This window comes from Nitrospirota bacterium, assembly GCA_030645475.1.
GTDB lineage: Bacteria > Nitrospirota > Nitrospiria > Nitrospirales > Nitrospiraceae > Palsa-1315.
Genome location: JAUSMA010000060.1, coordinates 1 through 23,688, shown reverse-complemented (window position 1 = coordinate 23,688; position 23,688 = coordinate 1). Strand labels below are relative to the sequence as shown.

Below are 23,688 nucleotides of genomic sequence, written 5' to 3'. Positions count from 1 at the left end.
TCTCTACAGAATCTCTCAGGCGACCGTTTCCAGCCACCTCACCCTAAGTCACCAGAAACGGGCCTTGTTCTGGTCTTACGCCCTCTCCTTGTGCAGCGGCACAGCGATTGCTGAAGTAACATTTGAGACGACAGAACAAACCAGCAGGATGACCCTCGTCACCCCGCTCGCCCACTAACATAAAAAGACGGACGGCACAGCATGCAATACGATAAGACACTTCTTTCTCTCGTACTCTGGGTGCCCATCGCTGCGGTGAGCCTTCTCGATCCATCTGAGCTCTTCGCCTTCTCCTACGCGCCCAGAGCCCTCACCTTTACGGCGACTTCCGGCGGGTCCACCCCACCGGCTCAAGCCGTGACGTTTTCAAAGAGGACGCTCGTGGCCAGGAATTGGACAGTGACGGAAACCTCACCATGGCTCGTGGTATCCCCGGCATCGGGAACCATCTCAAGGGAGGAAGATACGATCACCGTGCAAGTGAACCAGCTTGGCCTCTCAGCCGGCACCTACAACAGCACCGTCCAGATTGCCATTGCAGATCGCTATGGCCGCTACCAGACTGAATCCGTTGCCATCAGCCTCATCGTCTCAGGAGGTGTGACGACGCCAACCCCCAGCATGCTGCTCAATCCGGCAAGCCTGAGCTTTTCAGGAACAGTCGGAGGAACGAATCCTCTTGCGAAGACCATGAACCTGGTCAATCCGACCGGCGGGACGCTCACCTGGAGCATGACGGAATCTGCCGCATGGTTGGCGCTGAACACCGCGGCTGGCACGACCACCACGGAAACCGATCAGGTCAGTGCGAGCGTGAACATCCAAGGACTGGCGGCAGGCACCTACAGCACCGTCATCGCGGTCATAGCTTCAGGAGCCACCAATTCCCCCCAACAGATCCCTGTCTCTCTCACCCTCAGCCAGCCGGCACCCACCACAACAGGATCCGTTGGTCTCAGTTGGACTGCAAACACAGAGCCTGATCTAGCCGGATATAAAGTCTACATCGGAACACAATCACGGCTGTACAACCCTCCCATCGCCCTGGGGCCTGTAGCCGCCTACAATGCCGCGAATCTCACCACTGGCAGGACCTACTATTTCTGCGTCAGCGCGTTCGATAACGCAGGCAATGAAAGCCCCTGCTCCACTGAGGTCAGCAAGCCCCTACTCTAAAGTTTCTGCGATCCCTTGACCCGCCAGGCCAGACACCTGTATAACCCCTCTCTGCAGCGTGATCCGACCGCCCTTCACTCTCCGCATGGCTCGTTAGAGCGTAACGCGTGGGGCCCGGTGAAACTGTGCTTCTCCTACGCGCCCGTAGCTCAATGGATAGAGCATCTGACTACGGATCAGAAGGTTACAGGTTCAAGTCCTGTCGGGCGCACCACTTGTACATCACTCCCCTGACCTCTCTGCTACAGCAAACAGAGAACCATGCGTGCAGGAAGCGCTTCATTATTCGTGGAGCGTGAAACCCCGCATGACCACACATGCTCCGAACATCATGATCACGCCTACAGGGCAGCCCGATAGCCGATAGAGGCACCAGGAATCACCACCGTGATCGGGTGTAAAGGTTCTGTCAGTGGATGGCAGGAGTAGGAAGGATCAGCGAAACGACAGAGGCAGCCCTCGCCATGCCGATTGGGCCTCAGTCGTCAGATGGGGGTCTATCCAATGCATCACCCTTCCACAAGAATCGTGACCGAGGTCGCAGCCCAATCAGCCGCTGGTGCGGTCGGCAGGACCGGCTCGCTTGAAGGCATCGGCGGCGTCAACGCAACAGGATCTGCAGGCGCGGGCATCACTGATGGGGGGGGCTCAGGCTGATCGGCGATTGAAGTGCCGGGCACATGCGAGGTCGGATCGTACACGGTCACAATACCCCTCGTGGCGATGGTGGCCAGATCCTGACGGATGCTGCCGATGCCGGCTGCGACCCCGCGAGTCTTCACCCCGCCACTGGTGCGACCCGCCGCGGCCTGAAGCGTCTGCACTCGCTGACGGAGCATCTGAGCGGTCTGGACATCCGTACTGGTGAAGACGCGAATGGTATCCGTGCCTTTCGGCGGGGTGTAGTCCCAGTAGAAGCCGGCACGATTACCGGGTTTGAGCGAGTCAGGAATCAAGACGGCCTCTCCAGCGCGGACAAAGCCGTCCGTGACAAAACTGGGCTGCTGATAATTATTGGGAAACAGAAGATTGACGCCGCCTTCTGAGTCGACATCCACAATCGTCACGTATGAATCGGCACTCACGCTGACTTCCAATTGCAAACTGTTCTTCTCGGACCGCGTCTCTTTCGGCCGTCGAATGCGATACTGCGCCGGCTTCGTATTCCCTGCCACGACAGCGATGCCACGGGTACCGACTGATGTCTTCTGCGCTACTGCATTCACGACCCTGACGTTCATTTTCAATTGGGTGGAAGGATTATCCAGCGTCAGCAATTCCGATGCATTCGCTGAGCGAGAGACCACCAGGGCCAGACCGGCTCCCCATTGATCGTCGAGCGTCGAAAATGACGCCACCACCTCCAGTCCGTCGGCCGCAAGGAGGCGCAGGTCGCTTCCCTGGCTATCGACCAGGAATCGAGCGGTCTTCTCCTGCCCCACCAGCTCAACCTCGGCGATGTTTCGCTTGAGGATGTCCTCGATATGTTTGCGACGTTCCTGAGGCACGTCGACAATCCTGATGGGAATTTTCTCTCCGTGTGCGGCTGGCAGTAGCGCCACCGCTCGAGCACCCTTTGGAATCGTACTGTCAGCTTTCTGCAGCTTGGCGAGTGAATCCTTTCCGGATGTCTGTGTCACCGTTGCGACCGCGAGCGCTCTTCCAGGTAGAAAATTGATCTCCCCCGGCGGATACAAGGTCCACATCGATCCGGGTCCGGCACCGAGTAGCACCCCGCTCACGAGTGTCACTTGCCCGCCGACGCCTGGCTGCACCTCCAGCCAGGGCAATCGAGAAGCCTGACTCTGCGAGGCAACACCTGTTCCGCCACTCGTCGCACCGAACAGGGTTTTCTCCAGAAGATCAGGCGGCGCTTCCAATTGCGGTTCCGGCATGGACGAGCGGCCGAAATGTGTCTGAATGCGTTTCAGCTCCCGTTCGACTCCGCCGAAAATGTCGCGGGGTGTCGCCCCTGCTCCAGCCGCGCTCAGGCTCCGCGCCAAGGCAAACGTGAAGAAGCCATGGTAGCGTCCGTCAACCGGACCATCGAGGGCTTCCTGATTGGACGCGGCGCCGCTCATGACCACATACCGAGACGTGACGACAGGAATCACCGCTCGTGTTTTGACGGATGCCTGATCGGCCTTCCGGTAGATATCGACCCGGTTATCTCGAGGAATCGATCGTGTGCGGATATCCAGCGAGCGAGTCGCCGTACCGGAGTGGCACGAGTCCAAGACAATGAAGGCGTTCTTTGCGCGCAATCTGGCAAACACGGCATCTAACTCATCATCCGTGATATCCCGCACATCTCCCGAACGCCCATCTTGCGGAACAAGGGTCTCGTCGAGGCCGTCCTCTTCATCGCCGTTCAAATCCTCCACCTGGGACCCATGGCCAGAAAAATGGAAATACACGGTATCCTGTGGCCCCGTCTCCTTCACTAGCTGTTCCAATGCGGCTAGAATACCGGCACGCGTCGCGGCTTCGTCCTTGAGGATGCCGACATTTCGCTCCGGAAATCCCCAACGCGTCAGCAGAATCTGCCGCATGGTCTCAATGTCATTGATCGAGCCCTGGAGCTTCGGTACGGCTTGATATTTATTGATGCCAACCAGCAGCGCGCGTTTGACACCGGGACCACTGTCTGTCGCAGCGGATTGCGCCAATACCCAGCTGTCTCCAATGGGACCCAGGATCGCGCATAGAATGCCTGCACTCAGTTGCGGCCAGATTGAGATTCTCATCAGCATCGCCTTTCGTCTACGGGATCTCGGGAAATGCGGGCGTCCAGCATTCCTCATCTATAGGTCAGTCGCGGGCAGGCTTCCTCAGGTTCACGGTGTCATCGGATCAACCGTACGAATACTCTCCGTCTGGCTACGCAGGGCGTCAACCTTTTTCTGTGTGGCGGCCCGGTCCCCGGCTGGAACCTCCATTATATAGGCGCCATCCAGAGCCGGCCCATCCACGATTCTGCCATGCACCCCTTGGACGAGCACACGAATCTGTCGCTCTGATGCCGTTTCCTGGAATACCACACGCAGCCTGACCGTTGGAGCGCCAATCCCTCTGATCGTCACCTGATCAGAAAGAGTCGGCAGGGTCATGCTCCACAGAAGCAATCCCAGTTGAGCCACGAGCAACGTCACCGCAAGCGCGGGGGCCCATCGAGGAATAAAGAGAGACCGGAACCAAGCATCCAGCCCGTCCAGCCACGCTGAACCGGTCACAGGCTTGGCGCCCTTCTCGGAGGCCTCGCGCTGGACCTGTGCAAGCACAGCCAGTTGAATCCTGGGCGAAGGTTCAGACTGCGCCGCATAGACCTCATGCAACTGCACATTTAGCTGAGCCAATTCCTCCAGCTCCGCACGACAGGCCGCACAGGACGAAAGATGCTGGTCAACGTGACGGCGTTCATCCTCCCGGAGGGTGCCGTTCAAGTACCATGGTAAGAGGGCGCCCTCAGCATGGATGGAATGATCCTGTGTATCTGGTTCTACCATTTAGACTCGCTCATCCTGGGCAAGTTGCTGAAGATGATGTTTGAGACGCTGCTTGGCATAATACACACGGGTTTTCACCGTATTGGTCGGGATCGACAGCAGCTCCGCAATCTCTTCATACGGCAGCTCTTCATAAAACACGAGACGAAGCACCTCCTGATGCTCTAGCGAGAGTGTCTGCAAGGCCAACTGCGTTAACGAAGTCACTTGCTTCCGATTGACCGACTCCGCAGGACTTTCTTGAGCATTCGGCAATTCGAGCGCCTCATCCAACGTCACATCATGATAATGGCGCCCTGTTCGCCTGAGCGCATCCAAGGCCTTGTGCCGCGCAATCCCGAAAATCCAAGTCGACACACGCGAAGAACGGGAAAAGCTTCCGGCACCACGCCATACTGCCATCATGGCATCCCCCACCACTTCTTCTGCCAGCGTGGGGTCGTAGACCAGGGTACAGACATATTGATAGACGCGTTTCTCGTAGAGTTGATAGAGGCGTTCAAACGCTGCGGCGTCACGGCCCGCCACTGCGGCCAGAAGATCGGGGTCTGAGACATCGTGCCAGTGAGTCGCGTCCATAGCGCCATTCGTTCAATGTGGAGACAGGAGCAGGACCGAATCGCGCCCTTGCTCTAACACATTTGTCCCGGCCCCTCAATAGGACGAGGTTTGATTGACCCTCCTTTCAGGCCAGTCTACAATGCCCATGAACCTTCCGACGACTCGCCTCGACCTACGGGACAAGAGCACGGAGATCAATGATGATGCGATACAGATGGATGAGGCCGTACAGAGTCTATCAACAGGGAGTCAGCATGGCTCTGGCGGGCACCCTGCTCCTCAGCTCCTGCGCAGCCGCGCCGTTCCTCGTCCCAATAGCCTTTGAGTTTGCCAAAAATCTCTTCCAAACCGGTCTGTCCAATTACGGTTCCAAGCATCGCGACAACCTCAGCAATCTCGTGAATCGCATGGCCAGTCCCTATATGCAGGGCCTTCCGGCAGGGCCAGGCATGCAGGGTCAACTGGGGCCTCAAGGCCAACCGGGATTTCAAGGCCAGCCTGGTTTTCCCGGGCAACCAGCGCCTCAAGGACAGCCGGGCATGCCCCAACTACAATATCCCGGGCCACAAACCTACCCTGGACAAGCCGGCGCCTACGATCCGAATAATCCCTATGGAGCCGGCGCCCAGAACCCTGGCGCTATGACCTATCCAGGCGGCGCACAGGCCAATCCCTATGGAGCAGCCCCGGGCTATGGCGGACAACCGGGCATGCCCCAACAACAATATCCCGGGCAGCAGACGTACCCTGGACAAGCCGGCGCCTACGACCCGAACAATCCCTATGGAGCCGGCACCCAAAATCCATACGGACAGCCAGCCTCTCCCTATGGAACACCATCGCCGTACGGACAATCTCCAAACCCTGCTGCCGCTCAAAATCCTTACGGATCGCAAAATCCCTATGGCAACAGTGGGTATCAAACTCAGCCGGGCCAACAGAATCCCTATGGTTCGACCAATCAACCGTACGGAACGCCGAATCCCTATGGCACACAAAATCCGTATGGAAACACTGGAATGCCTGCTCAGCCAGGTCAGGCCAATCCGTATGGAGGAGCGGCGTCTCTGCCACAGGCTGGTTACGATCCGAACAATCCCTATGGGGCTGGCGCAGCAACGCAACCAGGCTACGGTCAAGCGCAGCCTGGATATGGCCAGACACAGCCAGGATACGGCCAGGCACAATCTGGGTACGGACAAGCGCAGCCTGGATATGGCACTCCATCGCCGTACGGAGCTCCACCACAACAACAGCAGCAGCAGCAGGGATATGGGGCAGCTGGGCAACCTCAGCCGTACGGGGGACAACCCAACGGAGGGGCTGGAATCTATCCTCGTGGAGTGCCTGCTGAACCAGTGGCCATCGATGTGGCGCTGATTCGTCAGAAACAAACAGCCAAAGACAAAGAAGTGGTTTTAATGAACGATGGCGACGTACTCACCGACGGTGGTGGGAAAAAAGACGCCGGAGACAAGTTCAAGCTGGTGATACGCACAAGCTGCGACTGTTATGTCTACATCGTCTCAATCGATGGATCAGCTTGGGCGGAACCGGTCTTCCCCGCCAAAGCTGGCACGACGGCAAACCCGGTGAAAAAGGACCAAGAAGTGGCGTTTCCAGAAGGACCCTACTGGTTCAGCCTCGATCAGGTAAAGGGAATTGAAACATTTTATGTCGTCGCCTCGGCGAATCGACGAACAGACCTGGAAGAGAGCATGGCGAAGATGGCGGCTGAAACACGCCCCACGAGCACCATCGTGGCGAAAGTCGAAGAACCGCCAGTCATTCCACGAGGGGTAGGTGCGACGAAAACTCGGGGAATAATCACTGTGAAAGACGACACCGGCACCGCCACACAAGTGACTCCGCTCTCCTATATGGCCGGTCAGCCAGGACAAGATGTGACCGTCACCCGCTGGTTTAAACACGAATAAGTGAGAGAGGGATATTGATATGCACATCTCCCGTAGATTGATAGGGATCACGGTGGGACTGATCTTCTCGAGCTCGGTCGCGATGGCCCAAGTATTTCCCCCTCGCCCGCCGCAGCCGGCTCCGGCGCCTTTCCCTGTACCGGCTCAACCACCAGCACAGATGCCTGGACAACCAGCTATGACACCGCAATCCAGCGGACCGCCTGGATCCATCACGAAGGTCATTCCCTTTACGGTGATTCTTGGAGACCCGACAAAGTCGTTTATCCAGTTGGGCAATATGCGGAGCCCATTAGATACAAATTTTTCCCTGGGACGTGGCCTCGCGGGGCGCATTGCGCTGGAAAAATACACACACGAAGCCGGGAACGGGCAAAAGTCATTTATCCATGTCACCGGGGCATCGAACCCTCCCATTGTGACGACGGAAGGTGTGGAGCTCCGACTCCAGTTTGTCATTCCAGTCATCCAGTTCAAAACATACTATAAAGACTATACGGGTGAGGGGGACAGTGCGCTCAGCGATCTCGTGGCGGAGAAGGTGCTCATCGATGTCTTCCTGACGCCGACCATCGATCAGCGAGCCTTGCCGACGTATCACTCTCTTCGCATTGCCGTGACAGGGGCCGTAAAAGAAGCGGAGAAATGCACACACTTCTTCGACGTCATTTTTCCAGTCAATATTTGCAAAGCCGCGGTCGACTACTTCAAACAGATTCAGCCTTCGTTGGAAAACGGCATGCGGGAGTTGCTGCTCCAACCCCAAACTCGCATGCAGTTCGAGCAACAGGTCTTTCAGCTCGTGCGCGCCGATCTGTTATCCAAGGCCGGCATCAACCCCATGAGCCCGGCCAGGATCGAGATCCTGCATTCCGAGTTCCAAGGAACCGATTTTGTGGTGACGTACCTGCCGCGGCCGTAACGGATGGGCGTGAGCCCTTAGGCAAGCAGCCTGTTGCTCGAGAATATGAAAACACATACGGGCGCGTCGATTAGCCGATCGCCGTCGACGAGCACAGCAACGTTCTGGGGACGATGCTCACGTTGACTGCGCCGTCGGGCACCTATGCCACAAGATTGGCCGCGACGGTGCAACTGCCGGACGGTGCTATGATCCGTGAAGTCGCAGTTTTGGCTTACGATGTCATTGACGAGGACATACAGATTGGGCTTCTGGGCCACAGACTGAGTTTGGGATCGACCACCATGGAATCCCAACCGCCTGGTGACTCTCTCATCGACGTCAACGATATGAGAAGTGAGTGCGCCTCAAGGTTCGGGAGCACACTCGTCGCCGCAAGCAACTTGGCCATTCCCGTCGTCAACCGCGACATGGGCTATCTGTTGTATGTCTTCATGATGGCCAAACCGACCCCAGGCCATACGATCAGTCCGATCCGGATTGGGTATACCCTGCAATAGTTTCGCCGCAGCCCAGCCTAATCTCCCCGTTCACATATCCCGCGCCTAGAAACTAGTGGGGCCACTTATCCATAGACTGTCCTGCCAGGCAGTTTCGAGGATGTATTCAGAAGTCTGCATGCCTTATTAGTAAGAAAACATGACCTTTCACGGTCATCAAAATGAGCGGGCCCGCGGCAGGAATCCTGCCGCGGGCCCTAAACGGTTCGCCCGATAGCCCCCTACTGGGTCAGGTGGAATTGCTGATGCCAGACGGTCAATTGCTTGCCGCTGTATTTTCCCAGCAGGAACATCGTCGGTCGGGAAGGAGAGGCGGCGTTGAAATAGTTGGCGAGAAAAGTCATACAGCTGCTGTTGGGAGCAGGACCAGCCGGATCACCGAAGCGGAACTGGATGCGGGAGTCCGTATGCTCCAGCACCTGAAGCGCCATGTTGCATTGACCGATAGTGGGCGCGGATCCACCGGCGATTTGTTGCGAAGGATCCATCAGGCCCGACACGTAGAGCTCGTAGGTGAGGCCGGCGACACCCGAGGGGCGAAGGTGCAATCCGTTGATGGTGTGGGTGACGCGCAAGGCCAAGGGAGCCGGTGGTATGGTCGCGAGGACCGGGCCCGGCACGATCACTAATGGTTGTGGCGTGCAGGTGGTGATACCGTTACTCGTCCCACAGAGCGGGCCGCTTATCGCGGTGGGAGGAGGGCTCACGCCGATTTTCGTGTAATCATTTGAGAGGATGGACAATTGAGAAAGAGGCAAGTTCCCAAGGCGATATTGCCCTTGCAAGTTGTAGCCCTCCACGACAAAGTAGCGTCCGACTCCGTACCCTGCATAGGGAGCATTATTCGGAAGAATCGTCGGTTGGATAAGGAACGGCTCACTGACACCAAATTGGGCGTTGGGATGGATCCCGACCTTCACGATCTTAGGTCCCCCCAAACGCCAGGTCACAGGGCTTGGTGACTGCAAGTCAAGAGTTATTGAACTGCTGGCTTCCGACCGGAATTGAAATGGCGCGGTCACTGTGGCTGAAGGCGCTGTATCTTTGACGATAGTCATGGCAAAGATGTTGTCATTTGGATTGGAGCCAAGATCCATGTAGTCCTTATAGAGAGAGCCGGCAACAAAGGTTAAACGGTCGCCGGATGGAGAACCGATCGGATTCAGCGTCTCGACCAAGCGAGACGGCGAATTGGGGAAGCGCTGAGGGTTCGCACCGATACGAAGCATTTTTCTGGTTTCCGATAGGTGCGTATTGCCTGACCAGCCTGTCCCGACGGAGTTCAAGAGGTCGATGTGGGAGACACTGACGCCGCAAATGGTGACCAGATCGCCGTGACTGAACGTTTCCGGCACCACGCGTGTAATTCTGGGAATCGGGTCAAAGACCTCGTAGTTCGTTTCGATCGTGCGCGGCGTCCCGCCCTGCTGATAGACCACCAAAGGAGCATTGAACGCACGAAGGGACGTCGGAATCGTAAATCGTGCTTCCGAGGCCGACTTTGTGGTGGGGAGGAGTCGCGTCGATCCGACGATGGCGACCAACCCGGCCGGATCGAAGTTGCGCCCCTGAACAATCAACTCGCCTCCAGCAGGAGATTTTTGCTTTGGCTGCCAATCGACGACATCGGGAATGGGGCCTTGGCCTGGAGTGATCTGAGGAAGATTCCTTGGGGCTGGAGCCGGCGCGGGAAGCGGAGGAATGGCCCCGGCACAGGGGTCTGGAGGGGGCATCGTGAACAACGTGAGTTGAGTTGGCCTCAGCACCTGCACTGATTGCTGTAATGTCATGCGAGAGATCATAGTCGACGATGCGGCGCGGGACTGGACTCCACTGAGCGAACCGGAAGCGTCCAGGGCCTCTCCGCTCGGGAATAACAGCGCAATGTGGCGGGTGTCATCCCCTTCCGGAGCGACCAACGCTAAGGGACCGCGCAGCTTGAAGTCGTGGGTCGTCTGGCCGGTTTTGACAGTGGCCATGCCTGTGGCATCCAAGGCCTTCAGCGTGAGTCCATCCTGGGCAGCACGTTCCACATGATAGGTGCCCGCCTCCACAACCAGATCGGCCCCCTCCAGCGTCTGAAAGTGCACGGCTTGCGGAAGAGTGACGATGGTCGCATCGTCGGCCTGACTGGCATCCTGCTGCGGCGTCGCGCAACCGGCCACCCACAGTAGCATCACAAGAGCGAATCCCCTTCCCACGCTTCTCATACCTGCCTCCTCATCGTTGAACATACCCAGTAGCTCGCGGCCACAATCGGCCACCTGCGAAGTCTGTCGTCTCATCGGTTCCAGACGTTCAAAACCGTGCGAGTGTAGGTCACCCCCTAGAACCTGTCAATCCAGTGGAATCATAATCTGTGAACCATCCCTGCCCTTCCCGCGACTGACAGTCAAGCATCTGTCCACTCTATTGGCCACATGTTATACTTCCCTCCCCGCCGAACCTTGGACTCCGCTGCTGACCGAAGGAGACCGCTGATATGACACGATCACATCAACCACAACGGCATTTGGCGATGTGGCTGACTCTGCTCGCATGCCTCCCAAGTGGATGCGGGGTGATTTCCATGTTTGCGGGACCCTCGATACCAGAATACAGACAGCCTTCCGACGCAGACATCCAGGAAATGACCAATCGTATGATGGGCAAGGGCCCAAAAAGAGAAGCACAGATCAGTAAAGACGGTGTCCAGGTGGTCTTTCAAACCGGCCACGCCAGCGGTATACGCACCCTCGCGCTCAGTCCGAACGGACGGTACATCGCCTCATCCGGGCAGGATGCCACTGTGAAAATTTGGGATGTCGCTAGCGGCCAGGAGGTCCGGACCCTGACGGGCTTCGGCATGCTGGGTAGCGATACGCTTGCCTTCAGTCCGGATAGCACACGAATCATTACTGCTGAGATGGGGAACGGGATCAAAGTCGTTGAGGTGGCGTCGGGCCGCGAAGTACGGACGGTGGGATCTGGGTTGTCGGTCGGCGGGACGGTCAGCGCTGACGGGCGACTCGCCGTGGCGCACGATCATGGCGTGACAATGTCCCCGGGCCAGCGCTCCCTGAAGGTGATCGACCTTGCGACCGGCCAGATTCTGTGGACGCTTCCTGATGCGGACTCGCAGAATCCTGTCGCGCTCAGTCCCGACGGAAAAATTCTCTTAACATCAAAGGTCGACACCAGCATGCCCACGTCGATCGGCTCCTTCTTCGGGTTTGGAACACCCGCGTTACCGTCGATGCAGTACGAATTGCTGCTGTGGGATCTTCCGGCCAAGAAGCTTCGCAAGAAATGGCCGATCAAGATGGCCGAGGGCGCAGTGGGGAAAATCAGCCCGGATGGCCGTTGGTTTGTTCGGGAAGATATGACGACGCGGAGCCTCATCCTTTCCGACCTGGATACTGGGAAGCCGGTTCAGACGATTCCCACCGGCACATCGGCCATGAGCGGCATGACGAATAGTCTGGTCTTCAGTCCTGACGGGAAACGGCTTGCATTCGCCACAGCCGATGGGACGACGAAACTGATCGAGATTCCGGGCGGGCTGGTTCAGACGACGATGAAATCGAGTGCCATCAATTTCAGCCGGGACGGCACGCAACTTGTGCTGGCGTCGGAGAGTGGAGGCGCGCCGTTTTTGCGTGACCTGTCGAGCGGGAAGGAAACCAGACTGGCCGGCGGAGTCAGCGGAGTCTCGGATTTGGCGATGGCTCCGCATGGCCGAACCTTGGTGGCGGCCATGGAAGGTGGGAGCGCCAAATACTGGGACCTGACAACCGGCCAAATCGCTCGGTCCTTCGATTGCCCGGGAGGAACGGGTGTCCGATCGGTTGCAATGAACGATGCCACGGCAGTCCTCGCAACCGGCTGTATGGATGGATCGGTCTGGTTGTGGGAGATGAGTACCGGTCGGCAAATCCGCAGCCTGATGCCGCCGCTACCGGCTGGAGAGTTTGTCCTGACGGCCGTCCGCTTCACACCAGACGGCAAACGAGTGATTACGGCAGTCCGCGATCAGTTGGCAATCTGGGAGGCGGCGACGGGGAAGGAATTGCGACGTATCGCAATTCCTCATGGCCCACAACCCAAAGCTCTCGGCATGATGGCCAATCCGGCTGCCGCCTATGAGGGAATGGATCCTAAACTCAAAACCATGATGGAGGAACGCGCCTCAGAACAGCCGACGATGGATCCCCAGACTCTTGAAAAGGTGGAGGAGATGTCACACTGGGTCCAGACCATTGCCGTTCACCCGAAGGGAAACATGGTTGCGGTCGGGAAACAGCATGAGGTGAGCCTCTGGGATCTGCAGACCGGCCAGCTGATTCGAAAGATCGGTGGTGCGGAGAATACATCACTGACTTCAGGAGGCAGAGGGATGCCGAAGGGAGGAGATCTCCAGGCGTTATTGGCTCAGGGAGGCTTTCCAGGAATGCCGAGTCGAGGCAGCGGACTCGGTTCACTGTTTGGATTTGGCGATGCGCCGAGCACCCCTCCCGTCATGATGATGCAGGATCCTTCTGACTTTCTGGATATGGCGAGCGAGCAGATGGGAGGCGGCGCAAACAGTCTGGCATTCAGCGCCGACGGTCGGTTGCTCCTAGGCGATGGCGCAAAGGGAAAAGATCTGTGGGACGTGGCCACCGGACAAAAGATTCGCCCACCGAAAGCGCCGCGAGAAGCCGGGTTCGATCCGATGAGCCTGCTGGGTAACATGGAATTCAATCTGGGCGGCATGGGCGCAGCCTTCAGTCCTGACGGACGCTTGGCGGCTCGCGGCCATGGAGAAGTGATCAAGATCTGGGATGTGGCGACCGGACAGGACCGGCTGGAATTGATCGGACATACCGCAGCGATCAAATCGATGGCGTTTGCGCCTGATGGGAAGTCGCTGATCAGCGGCGGCGGCGATGGCGCCATGCGGATCTGGGACCTTCAAACCGGGAAGGAACGGGTCTCTCTCATTGCACTGGGACAGGAAGACTTCGTGGCGGTCACGCCGGATCAATACTATCGTGCGTCGAAGAGCCGTATCAAAGGCGTCTCATTCCGCATCAAGGGCCAACTGTATCCGTTTGAGCAGTTCGACTTGCGATTCAATCGTCCGGACATCCTGCTGTCACGCTTGGGCATGGCGTCGCCTGAGGCCGTCCAAAGCTACCGCCTTGCCTATGAAAAGCGGCTCAAGAAAATGGGGCTCACCGAGCAGATGCTGGGAAGTGATTTTCATTTGCCCGAGTTGCAAATCCTCACCGGCGATGTCCCGGTATCCGTCAATCAGGCTGCGCTGTCGTTGCACGTGAGGGCGAACGACAGCACATATGCCCTCGATCGGTTCAACGTGTTCGTGAACGATATTCCGGTGTTTGGAACAACGGGGATCCCGATTTCGGACCGGCAGGCAAAGACGCAGGAGCAGGAGATCCTGGTGCCGCTCGTGACAGGCCGCAATAAGATTCAGATTTCAGTTCTCAATCAGCAGGGAACCGAATCATTGCGGGAGACGGTTTACACAACATCAACGGCGGAAGCGGCGGCGCCGGATGTCTATGTGGTGGGCATCGGCGTCAGTGAGTACAAAGATAAGGCCTATAACCTGCGCTACGCAGCCAAAGATGCGAACGATCTGCTGAATACCTATAAAGCGGTGGAACAGCGCCCCGGTATTAAGGGCACGGTACATCTGCTGGACCTCACGAATCAGAAAGCGACCAGACCAGAAATCCGCAAAGTGAAGGACTGGCTCAAGCAATCGAAGATCAACGATCTCGTCGTCGTGTTTGCCGCAGGCCACGGCATGACTGACGAGAAATCCGACTACTACTTCGGTACGCACGACATCGATCCCAAACATCCGGCCACAAATGGGCTGCCGTACGAAGACTTCGAGAATCTCCTCGACGGCATTCCCGCATTGCAGAAAGTTCTGCTGTTGGATACCTGTTTCTCCGGAGAAATTGAAAAGGATCAAGCCGTCGTCGTGGCGCAGGCCGAGACGGGCGGGTCAGGGACGGTGAAGATGCGCTCGTTCAAAGCGGCGCGTGGCATCAGCGTGACGACGGATACCGGCGAAACAGGCTCAAACCAGACAGGCGCACCGCGCCTCTCCAATGAAATGGTGAAATTCCAGCAGGACTGGTTTGCCGATCTGCGGCGCGGGACCGGCGCGGTGGTCATCTCCAGCTCCAGTGGCAACGAATACAGTCTTGAAGGCGAACAATGGAAAAATGGCGTATTCACCTACGCGCTCCTCAACGGGCTGAAGAACCGCGGGGCGGATACGAACAAGGACCAGACCATCACGGTCAGCGAGTTGCAAAGCTATGTGATCGATCAAGTCAGGAAACTGACCGAAGGCGGCCAGAACCCGACCGTCCGCCGGGAGAACTTAGAATACGACTTTGCAGTGTATTGATTGGAAATACGCCCAAGGCTTTGAACCTTTTCCGGAGCCGGTCGACACACGAGTAGGTGGAGGATTGTTATGAGTAGCTGCACATGGCAATGGAGGGTGAGGTTGGCCGTGCTGTGCATGCTTGCATGCCCCGGTCTGGGCTGGGCTGTGGAAGAGGGAGCACCACAAGACGCAACGCCGACGGAAGAGGTCGGCTCACGGGCTGCGCCGATGCTACGACAGGGCATACAAATTCCGCTGACGATTCTGCCTCCTAAGCAGCTTGGTACCGCGCTTGTGCCGCCGGCTCCGCCATCATGCGTCAAATCTGTCTTTACCGCGGCTGTCGTTCCCTCGCCGGTTCCGTCAACGCATTACTACACGATTATGCCCTCAACCATACATGTCAGTGATGCCATTCGACGCACCGCAGATACGCTGGTGCAATTCACATTGGATGCAACCACCTTTGCAATGGCATCGAGGCCAGGAACGTCTCTGAACAGACCCCAGTTTCCTGAAAATGTTGAAATGAATGCTCCGATTCTCCAAGTCTACGCACAGGAATCTGCGAACCCTCCCCCATCTCAACTGATCGGAGAAACCCAGCTGCATCTACCTCATGGCGCGATCATCAGAGAAATCAGCATTGGTGTTCACGACAGGAGCGGCAAGCAGAATCTCCTTGCCGAGTTTCGGGGTTATGTCGGAGACGGCCGTGGATTCATTGACATTGTGCTTGAGAGCGACTGTCTTACGTTGGGCACGTACGGCAAAATGGGGATGAACAATCTCGCGATCCCGGTTGATGCAAGACAGGGACGCTTTCTCAGGCTCACATTGGTTCCAGCAAAAATACCGGTTCCCTCTCCTCAAAGCCCCAGCGTGATGGTGGATCTCATAACCATCGGGTACACCATGCCCTAGAAGGAATACAGCGAACTATTGCGACACATTCACAATCAGATCAAGGAGACTCTTATGGCCCGTCAATCACATCGCTTTTCCATCATGAGCAGTGTGGGCCTATTCGTCGCGCTGTTCGCCTGCTCAAGTCCGGTCACGTTCGCAGCGGAGGATACATCCGGCGAGGTCGAGAGCCGCGGGATGCCGCAGCTGCAACGGCCGATGATGCGGGGTAATCCGGCGCAACCCAGTGCGCCGGGCCAGCCGACTGCACAAGTGCCAACTTGGCCACAGAAGTTCGACGTACAAGGGCCGGAATCTGATTCGTTCGGGTTCGCCGTCACGCAGCCAGGGCCGGTAGTCGTGGAGGTGCAAAGCCAGGGCGCGCCAGTGATCGTGACGTTACAGGGAGGAGCCCCACAGCCGATCAGCCAGCAGGGAACGGGACAAGTTCGTCTGGCTTACACCGTGACACCCCAAGATATCCAGAAGAGTGTCTTCTGGGGTGTACAGATCAGACTCGCGCAGCCAGCGCCTCCTCAGCTCGGAGGCCGTGCGAATGGCGCCGTCATGGTGCAACATCCACCCGTGAATCAAGCGGTGGTTCAACAGGCTGTCCAAGCGATGGCGACGCAGCAGAAGCAGCCGAGCCCACAAGAACAACAACAGGCCTCCGCGCAAGCCGCGGCGCAAACGGAGCAAGCGTTTCAACAGCGCAAGGCTCAATTCGACCGGCAGCAGCTCGATCGGCGTGGCGCGCTTCACGCGCAGATCCAACCGCAGCTCGATCAGTTGCAAATCCGGATGGGTGGACAGATCCGCCCTAGAGGACTTGAAGAGAGTGAGCCGGTTTCAGCGGAAGCCGGTGCGTCACCGGAAGGAGAAATCGGCACACGCGCATTGCGTGGAGATCAGATGATCGGCATCATGAAACAGCCCTTGGATACCACGACAGGGCAAAAACTCGGGGCGATTGTCCCACCGGCGACGGCCTCTTCTGCGCAGCCCATTCAAGGCGTGGGCTCGACAGCCGGTCCCCAGTCGGTCATGCCGAACCCCTCAATTGCCTCGCTCAGCGTGACGCAAGGACAGCCGGGCGATCCGGTTCTGATCAATGGCTCGGGTTTTTCGAATGGTGGCGGCGAGGTGCACTTCGTCGTAAATCCCGGCAAGGATCTCGTCGCGCCGGTCCAGGTTTGGACGGATACACAAATTTTCGTCACGGTGCCGGACATTGCCGGTGTACTCACCTACAGCGGGATTGTGTACGTAGTGCGGGGATCGGATCAGGCAAAAACGAATCTCGTGCCGTGGCGATTCAATCCCACTCTGGAATTGCGTGAGGTGCGATGGACCACGGATCGGCGACTGAAGTTCCCGGTCAATGAGGATTCACCCTATCGCCCGACGACCATCGCTCATGGAAACGGCAACCCCTTCTGGGGATTTAAAGACGATGACGAGTTGTTCATTACAACCCGTCTGAAGAATGCCTGGTTGGTCGATGATGTGGGGGTGACCTGTGCGGTGGCATGGGGCAACGGCCAGTGCGACGGGAATGCATACGCGATCGATAGCCGGCGCGGAACCGATTCGCCTTACCTCAAGGTGCACTGGTGGCTTCCGGCCGCCTTCGGAGGCTACAAGTACACGTTCTACACGTACGTCGTACGAATCATTGGTCCAAAAGGTGTGCCGGACGGCGTGGTGGTGCCGTAGGACATATGAGAAATATTAACAATCTGCTCAAGGAGTCTCTTATGACCCGACAATCACAACGCCTTTCGATCATTGGTATGGTGGGCCTATTCGTCGCGCTATTCGCCTGGTCACATCCCGTCACGTTCGCTGCGGAGGCCGACTCGGCTATTCCGTCCCAGGAATCGGAGGCAGTGGGAGGAGTCAAGTCGGAGGTTCGTCCGAGGGTACGGGCGATGGCGGTGGAGGAACAGTCTGGCGAGATCGAGAGCCGCGGATCTCTTCCGCCTGACAAGAAACGATCGCTCGCCCAGGGAATGGCGACAGACGAAGCCGATGACATCGGGAGCCGCGGGATGCAGCAGTTGCAGCGGCCAATACTGCCTGGCAATCCTGGACAATCTGGCGCGCCGGGCCAGCCGAATGCGCAATTACCAACGTATCCGCAGAAGTTTGATGTGAAGGGACCGGAAGTCGACTCATTCGGCTTTGCGGTCACACAGCCGGGGCCGGTGGTCGTCGAGGTCCAAAGCCAGGGCGCGCCGGTGATTGTGACGTTGCAGGGGTTGGCTTCACAGCCGATGAGCCAGCAGGGTACCGGACCGATTCGCCTGAGCTACATGGTTACGCCGCAGGACGTACAGAGTGGCCCGCTCTGGAGGGTCCAGATCCGACTCGCCCAGCCGGCGCCGCCGCAGCTGGGCGGCCGGGCCGATGGCATGATCAACATTCAATATCCACCGGTGAATCAGGCAGCTCTGGACCAGGTCATCCGATCGAGGGCAAAGCCACGGAAAGAACCGACAGAACAAGAGCAGCAGCAAGCAGCCGCACAAACGGCCACCAAAATGGAGGCAGCCTTCCAACAGCACAAGGCGCAGTTCGACCGCCGGCAGATGGATCGGCACGCGGCACTTCACGCACAGATTCGCCCTCAGTTCGATCAACTACAGGGCCGCATGGGTGGGCAGATCCGCTCGCGCGGCGTTGAAGGAAGCGAGGGAACGTCCGCGGAGCCCGGCACGTCCACGGAAGGCGAAATCGGCACGCGCGCGCTGCAGATGCCCCAGAGAATGCTAAAAGGCGCTCTCCTGTCACCCCCCGTGGCGCCGAATCCGGTGATCGCGTCGGTGAACGTGACGCAAGGGCAGCCTGGCGATCCGGTCATGATCACTGGGAGCGGGTTTGGAGCTGGAGGTGAGGTCCATTTCGTGATTGCGCCAGGAAAAGACCTGGTGGCACCTGCCGCTGCGATCTGGAGCGACGGTCAGATCTTTACCTCTGTGCCGGACGCAGCCGGTGTACTCGCTTTCAATGGGACAGTCTACGTCAAGTCGGCTGCGAGTAGCGTCAACAGTAATATCGTCCCCTTCCGCTTCAATCCTGCGATGGAGCTCCGAGAGATCAAACTGATGACGGAATCGCAACTCCAGCAATTCAATGGTGTGACCGTGTTCAATCAAAACGGGTATTATGTTCGCCGTATGCATGCATTCATGTTTTGGGGTCCGGTAGGAAACGATCATATCTTTCTGAACGCCCGGCTGAAAAACGGCTGGACCGTGAGCCAGACGCCCCTTGTCTATTTATCCTTTCCCCAGTTTACAGATGGCGGCGTGTACCTTGAGGAGAGCCATGTCGGTACCGATCGGCCACACATGAATGTGAGATTTTGGGTGGATTGCTGGGCATCCAACATGTTCTCCGGGGGAAGCTCTCCCACGCTGGACTACTCGATCTCCATGCTCATTCAAGGGCCCAAGGGTGTAGCCGATGGCGTGGTCGTACCATAGCGCACATGTCAACAATGAACCGGCAGGCAGCCTGATTCCATTGGCCTCAATGTACAGCTCTACGCATGTGCAGAGGGGATGGCCCACTCCTTTGCGCCAACAGGTTGAGCCTGTTGGCGATTCGGAAGCCGAACTCAACGACGCTATTCAGTACATAGTACTAACCAGGGAGGTAAATGATGATGTTGACGAAGATAGCCAGGCTCGCACTCGCAGGATTCATGTTCGTGCTATTGGCGACAAGCGTTGCGCAGGCCGCACCTGAATTCTATGTGTCTATCACTGGGTCCGCACAAGGCCCGTTCAATGGTGAGGTCGTTCGGAAGGGATTCGAAGGTAAGATCGCCGGGCTCACATTTGACTATTCGGTGGTGAGTCCTCGTGATGCTGCAAGCGGTCAGGCTACTGGTAAGCGTGTGCACAAACCGATCAGGATCAAAAAGGCGTGGGGAGCCGCCTCGACGCAACTGTTCAACGCCATTACAAAGAATGAGGTGTTAACGGCAGTGGTGATCGATTTCTTCTCAGTTGACCCAAACGGCGTGATGGTGCTTGACCATACCATCAAGCTGACGAACGCCTTCGTGTCATCCATTGCGCACAATTCCGAATCGCTGGGAGCAGCAGCCACGTCACTTCCTCCGACAGAGACGGTGGAGTTTGTCTTTCAACAAATTGAACTCATCAATCACAGATCGAAGACCGCGGCGATGGATAGCATGTTGGCACCGTAACGGGTGAGCTCTTGTCGACAAGGCTGCTGAGCGGCAGGTCCCATCCGCTCCAACATGAGGAGTATTGGGTGTGAGGAGGCGATGAGAAATCTTCCGATAGTCCGGCCGCAGGAGACGCGTTATACACGCGACAGCGCGTTCTCATACACCTGTCACGCCTGTAGGCGGTGCTGCCACGACAAGATCATTCAGCTCAATCCGTATGAAGTTGCCAGGCTGGCGGAGAATCGCCGCATCACCACGACGGAGTTTCTCGCCCGCTATACGGAGCGGAATGGAACAGTCCTCCAGCGCGAGGAAGAAGGAGCCTGCGTCTTTTTGACTCCGGAAGGCTGCGGCGTGCATCAGGATCGTCCGTTGGTCTGCAGGCTCTATCCCCTGGGACGCAAGGTCACGGCCGAGGGAGAAGAGTCCTTTCGAGAAGTGGCGCCGCATCCGGAAACGGAAGGGTCCTACGGCACTGGAAGCACGGTTGAGGAGTTCCTGGCACGCCAAGGCGCCGGACCATTTATCGAAACGGTTGATCAATACGTGGATGTGGTGGCCCGCATGACTGCCGCGTTAGTGGGCGCCATGCGCGGCAATGAGGAACTCAAAGACGAAGTCCGGGGTGCTGTTGAACAACTGGTGCAAGGGCAGGACGAGGTGATGCCGGAATGGACCGACATGGATCTGGTGGTGACGAGATATTGTGTCCGTCAGAATCTTCCGATTCCAACCGAGGTGTCAGGCAAAATGGCCTTGCATATCCAGGCCATTGAGGAGTGGGTGCGATCAATCTAACCGTTAAGAAGGAGGAAAAAGCATGACACAGCACAAGAGGCAGGCTCTGGCGTTGGCTGCGGCGCTCGCGACGTTAGGTCTCTCTGTCGGTGTGGAGATTCAGTCCGTGCTGGCGGCTAGCCCGGAGGCGCCGATCGGATCGAATCAATTTAAAGTCGGCCACGAAGGCATCAAGAAAGATGCGATTCAGATGAAGGAGAACGCCATCCAGCAAAAGCTCGACGCGACGCAGCACAAGCTGCCGTCGATGCAACAGAAGGATCGCATGATGCCGGGTGTCAAGCCGGTTGACCCTCCGCGATAGTTACGGCATCGAACGCCGTGAATCAGGTGGAAGACGGGTTGAAGAGTCCAGGCTGGGCGGCTGTCGGTCGTTTGTGTTGAGCTGCGTGTAGAGACACCGGACTGTTCCGCTCAAGCAGCCCCAAGTCCGATGGTGTCAGAGGCGAGGGAAGCGCCGGTCTTTCCCTCGCCTTGTCATTGTCTCCATGCCGGGGCGATCTGTCGACGAGCAGCGAGTCAAGCGTGCGCAATTATTTCAAGATGAGAGACGGTTGAATTCCCTCCAACCGATAGTCTCATGCAGCCGAGAGTGAACCAATCGATATACCCTCTGTCCTGAGGAGAACACCATGCGACGAGTCATCTGTTGTTTTATGCTGGTGGTCGCGCTCTGCGCAAGTATTCCTACCACCGTACGTGCGGCAGGCAACCCTGCGCTGGATTCCCTTGCGCAGGGAACGGTCGTTCAATTCTCAGGAAAGGAGGCGGTGTCGGAACCGTTTGCCTTCAACCTAACGATCGCGGCCAACGACAAGGCGATCAACTTTTCGCTGGTGGTCGGCCAGTCGTTCACAACGGCTGTGGCTCCAGGGCGAATTGTCAGCGGCATGGTCGAAAGTATCGAACAGCTGGAGTCTCCCACTGCGCAAGGGCAGTATCGGTTACGGTTGGTCCCAAGTCTGAATCGCCTGAAGTACCGCAGTACGAGCCGGACATTCTATGGGATGACGGTGCTTGACGTCGTCAAGACGCTACTGAATGAAGCGGGCCTCACGAACGCGGAATATCGCGTGGCCGCTGCCTCCCCGTCCCGAGAACTGACGGTGCAGTATCAAGAGAGCGATTTCGCGTTCATCTCAAGACTGCTGGAAGAAGCCGGTATCCATTATCACTTCGAAACATCTCCGAATGGCGACAAGGTGGTCTTCAGCGATGCCAATGCAGGATTACCCTTCTTGCCTTCGGGGAAACTGATCTTTGCCACGGCATCCATCCCCTCCGTATCCTCTTTTAGCCGGGGACAATCCCTGCATAGCGGGCAGGTACAAGCCGGCGACTACAACTGGAAACTACCGGCTGCTGACCTGACTGCCGGCGCCCAGTCGACGATCTTCGGAGATTTGACAGAGCGGATATTTCCTGCCGGTGTGGAGACGAAGGCCGATGCCCAGGTTCAGGCGAATATCCGATTGGCCGCCCGTATCGCCGAAGCGCAACAATGCCGGGGCGAGTCGACCTATCCGCAATTACAAGCCGGGCAACGCATACTCATGACCGGGCATCCACGCGCAGATTTCAACCAAGAGTATGTCGTTACGGCTGTGGAGCATCAGCGAACGGCCAAAGACTATCGCAATGTCTTTCGCTGTCTGCCTGTGCAAATTGCATTTCGTCCCCTTCCAATCACTCCACAGCCAGTCGTCAATGGAATAGTGTCAGGCATCGTGGTTGGACCGCAGGGTGAAACCAAACATGTCGATCAGTTTGGACGCGTTCGGATTCGATTCCCCTGGAGACACCCGTCGCATTCTATGCAGACCGATCCAGGAGACAGCGGATTTGTGCGAGTCGCGCAGATCGCGGCGGGTGCCGGAAGTGCGGCTCTGTGGTTGCCGGATGTCGGGGATGAAGTCGTCATCGCCTTCGAGCATGGCGATCCGAACCGTCCTATGGTCATCGGCAGCCTGTATAACGGAAGGGACATGCCGCCCGTTCAACTTCCCGCCAAAAAACATCTCTCCCTGTTGCGTACACAATCGTCGAGCGGCCAGAAATCAGAAATCATCTTTGACTCGACGCCAGGATACGAACGGCTCGTTCTAGAATCGGGAGGACAAATGCTAACCCTCGGCACGAGCGGTCTGACGATGGCGGGATCTTCGGTCATATTGTCGGCAAGCACGTCGCTTCAGTTGCAGGCAGGCGCAGACCTGGTCCAACAAGTCGGACGAAACATGGTGGTGGAAGCCGGCAAGGACATGCTGCTCAAGGCCGGACAGAACTTTTCGCTCACCAGTCAACGGAATGCGCAGTTTACGGTCGGAGAACATGCCGTGATCCTCACAGGCAAATCGCTGACGACTCAATCCGGTGCCATGCTCAAATTCGTCGCCGCAGACTCGGGAACGATCCAGGTGGGACAGGGCCTTCTGGACATCCGCCGTGACGGGAACATCGAGATTGCAGGAAACAACGTCGCGATCAAATCCAGTGGGAATATGGTGATCAAAGGGTCGAAGATCACTCAGAACTAGGCCTGCATGCCGATCGCCTGTTCATCGAGAGGGATAGGGTTTTCAAACCCGTATCCCTCTCGCACAGACTGTCTGACCCGAGCCGCACATCCGTCAGCAAGCTGGACGGCACGTCAAGGCGAGATCGTGCGTGGCCAGGAAACGTTTCGGATCTCTACCTCATGCACAATGATGAATCCGTCTCGCCTCCGTTCATCACGACTATTCCGCAACAGTATTAGAACGGTTTGTTATTGATCACATC

16 protein-coding genes and 1 tRNA gene are annotated in these 23,688 nt (G+C 57.5%); 13 read left to right on the top strand and 4 right to left on the bottom strand.

What is annotated here, in order from left to right; genetic code table 11:
* The first annotated feature begins 201 nt into the window (after nt 1-201).
* Both Q7U76_10330 and Q7U76_10325 read left to right on the top strand, forming a co-directional pair.
* Nucleotides 202-1,176, top strand: coding sequence for a hypothetical protein (locus Q7U76_10330; GenBank protein MDO8356773.1), 975 nt, complete (start codon nt 202-204; stop codon nt 1,174-1,176).
* Nucleotides 1,177-1,314: 138 nt separating this feature from the next.
* Nucleotides 1,315-1,390, top strand: a tRNA-Arg gene (locus tag Q7U76_10325).
* Nucleotides 1,391-1,685: 295 nt separating this feature from the next.
* Here Q7U76_10325 and Q7U76_10320 read toward each other — a convergent pair.
* The 3 genes from Q7U76_10320 to Q7U76_10310 all read right to left on the bottom strand — a co-directional run bounded on the left by Q7U76_10320 (nt 1,686) and on the right by Q7U76_10310 (nt 5,261).
* The gene (locus tag Q7U76_10320; protein ID MDO8356772.1) at nt 1,686-3,923 is read right to left on the bottom strand and encodes a caspase family protein; all 2,238 of its coding nucleotides are present in this window, start codon (nt 3,921-3,923) and stop codon (nt 1,686-1,688) included.
* A 90-nt stretch (nt 3,924-4,013) separates the two neighbouring features.
* Complete coding sequence (locus tag Q7U76_10315) at nt 4,014-4,682, bottom strand: zf-HC2 domain-containing protein (protein MDO8356771.1); 669 nt, start codon at nt 4,680-4,682, stop codon at nt 4,014-4,016.
* Nucleotides 4,683-5,261: a sigma-70 family RNA polymerase sigma factor gene (locus Q7U76_10310; protein ID MDO8356770.1), complete on the bottom strand. Its 579-nt coding sequence runs from the start codon at nt 5,259-5,261 to the stop codon at nt 4,683-4,685.
* Nucleotides 5,262-5,497: 236 nt separating this feature from the next.
* On the opposite strand from Q7U76_10310, the gene Q7U76_10305 reads away from it, so the two are divergent.
* The 3 genes from Q7U76_10305 to Q7U76_10295 all read left to right on the top strand — a co-directional run bounded on the left by Q7U76_10305 (nt 5,498) and on the right by Q7U76_10295 (nt 8,602).
* Nucleotides 5,498-7,180, top strand: coding sequence for a DUF4384 domain-containing protein (locus tag Q7U76_10305; GenBank protein MDO8356769.1), 1,683 nt, complete (start codon nt 5,498-5,500; stop codon nt 7,178-7,180).
* A gap of 178 nt (nt 7,181-7,358) precedes the next feature.
* Nucleotides 7,359-8,102, top strand: a complete 744-nt coding sequence (locus Q7U76_10300) for a hypothetical protein (GenBank protein ID MDO8356768.1) — start codon at nt 7,359-7,361, stop codon at nt 8,100-8,102.
* Nucleotides 8,103-8,215: 113 nt separating this feature from the next.
* Complete coding sequence (locus Q7U76_10295) at nt 8,216-8,602, top strand: hypothetical protein (GenBank protein ID MDO8356767.1); 387 nt, start codon at nt 8,216-8,218, stop codon at nt 8,600-8,602.
* A gap of 221 nt (nt 8,603-8,823) precedes the next feature.
* Here the strand turns inward: Q7U76_10295 and Q7U76_10290 are convergent, their stop codons facing one another.
* Nucleotides 8,824-10,782 (bottom strand): hypothetical protein, encoded by a 1,959-nt coding sequence (locus Q7U76_10290; protein ID MDO8356766.1) that lies wholly within the window; start codon nt 10,780-10,782, stop codon nt 8,824-8,826.
* A 302-nt stretch (nt 10,783-11,084) separates the two neighbouring features.
* On the opposite strand from Q7U76_10290, the gene Q7U76_10285 reads away from it, so the two are divergent.
* From Q7U76_10285 to tssI, 8 genes are all read left to right on the top strand, one after another.
* Nucleotides 11,085-15,014, top strand: a complete 3,930-nt coding sequence (locus Q7U76_10285) for a caspase family protein (protein MDO8356765.1) — start codon at nt 11,085-11,087, stop codon at nt 15,012-15,014.
* A gap of 69 nt (nt 15,015-15,083) precedes the next feature.
* Nucleotides 15,084-15,920 carry a hypothetical protein gene (locus Q7U76_10280; protein ID MDO8356764.1) on the top strand — a complete coding sequence of 279 codons (837 nt, stop codon included), beginning with the start codon at nt 15,084-15,086 and terminating at the stop codon, nt 15,918-15,920.
* Nucleotides 15,921-15,974: 54 nt separating this feature from the next.
* Nucleotides 15,975-17,618, top strand: coding sequence for an IPT/TIG domain-containing protein (locus Q7U76_10275; GenBank protein MDO8356763.1), 1,644 nt, complete (start codon nt 15,975-15,977; stop codon nt 17,616-17,618).
* A 41-nt stretch (nt 17,619-17,659) separates the two neighbouring features.
* Nucleotides 17,660-19,390: a hypothetical protein gene (locus Q7U76_10270; GenBank protein MDO8356762.1), complete on the top strand. Its 1,731-nt coding sequence runs from the start codon at nt 17,660-17,662 to the stop codon at nt 19,388-19,390.
* A 179-nt stretch (nt 19,391-19,569) separates the two neighbouring features.
* Nucleotides 19,570-20,124, top strand: a complete 555-nt coding sequence (gene tssD, locus Q7U76_10265; protein ID MDO8356761.1) for a type VI secretion system tube protein TssD — start codon at nt 19,570-19,572, stop codon at nt 20,122-20,124.
* A gap of 81 nt (nt 20,125-20,205) precedes the next feature.
* Nucleotides 20,206-20,907 (top strand): YkgJ family cysteine cluster protein, encoded by a 702-nt coding sequence (locus tag Q7U76_10260; GenBank protein MDO8356760.1) that lies wholly within the window; start codon nt 20,206-20,208, stop codon nt 20,905-20,907.
* A gap of 22 nt (nt 20,908-20,929) precedes the next feature.
* Entirely contained in the window at nt 20,930-21,211 is a 282-nt protein-coding gene (locus Q7U76_10255; GenBank protein MDO8356759.1) for a hypothetical protein, read from the top strand.
* Nucleotides 21,212-21,539: 328 nt separating this feature from the next.
* Complete coding sequence (gene tssI / locus Q7U76_10250) at nt 21,540-23,444, top strand: type VI secretion system tip protein TssI/VgrG (GenBank protein MDO8356758.1); 1,905 nt, start codon at nt 21,540-21,542, stop codon at nt 23,442-23,444.
* Nucleotides 23,445-23,688 lie beyond the last annotated feature (244 nt).

Bases quoted from the DNA above. Each gene is read 5' to 3' on its own strand.
- Q7U76_10280 (MDO8356764.1), top strand. From the start codon at position 15,084: ATGAGTAGCTGCACATGGCAATGGAGGGTGAGGTTGGCCGTGCTGTGC.
- Q7U76_10330 (MDO8356773.1), top strand. From the start codon at position 202: ATGCAATACGATAAGACACTTCTTTCTCTCGTACTCTGGGTGCCCATC.
- Q7U76_10270 (MDO8356762.1), top strand. From the start codon at position 17,660: ATGACCCGACAATCACAACGCCTTTCGATCATTGGTATGGTGGGCCTA.
- Q7U76_10285 (MDO8356765.1), top strand. From the start codon at position 11,085: ATGACACGATCACATCAACCACAACGGCATTTGGCGATGTGGCTGACT.
- Q7U76_10275 (MDO8356763.1), top strand. From the start codon at position 15,975: ATGGCCCGTCAATCACATCGCTTTTCCATCATGAGCAGTGTGGGCCTA.
- Q7U76_10320 (MDO8356772.1), bottom strand. From the start codon at position 3,923: ATGAGAATCTCAATCTGGCCGCAACTGAGTGCAGGCATTCTATGCGCG.
- Q7U76_10315 (MDO8356771.1), bottom strand. From the start codon at position 4,682: ATGGTAGAACCAGATACACAGGATCATTCCATCCATGCTGAGGGCGCC.
- Q7U76_10310 (MDO8356770.1), bottom strand. From the start codon at position 5,261: ATGGACGCGACTCACTGGCACGATGTCTCAGACCCCGATCTTCTGGCC.
- Q7U76_10305 (MDO8356769.1), top strand. From the start codon at position 5,498: ATGGCTCTGGCGGGCACCCTGCTCCTCAGCTCCTGCGCAGCCGCGCCG.
- Q7U76_10295 (MDO8356767.1), top strand. From the start codon at position 8,216: ATGCTCACGTTGACTGCGCCGTCGGGCACCTATGCCACAAGATTGGCC.
- Q7U76_10255 (MDO8356759.1), top strand. From the start codon at position 20,930: ATGACACAGCACAAGAGGCAGGCTCTGGCGTTGGCTGCGGCGCTCGCG.
- tssD (MDO8356761.1), top strand. From the start codon at position 19,570: ATGATGTTGACGAAGATAGCCAGGCTCGCACTCGCAGGATTCATGTTC.
- tssI (MDO8356758.1), top strand. From the start codon at position 21,540: ATGCGACGAGTCATCTGTTGTTTTATGCTGGTGGTCGCGCTCTGCGCA.
- Q7U76_10300 (MDO8356768.1), top strand. From the start codon at position 7,359: ATGACACCGCAATCCAGCGGACCGCCTGGATCCATCACGAAGGTCATT.
- Q7U76_10260 (MDO8356760.1), top strand. From the start codon at position 20,206: ATGAGAAATCTTCCGATAGTCCGGCCGCAGGAGACGCGTTATACACGC.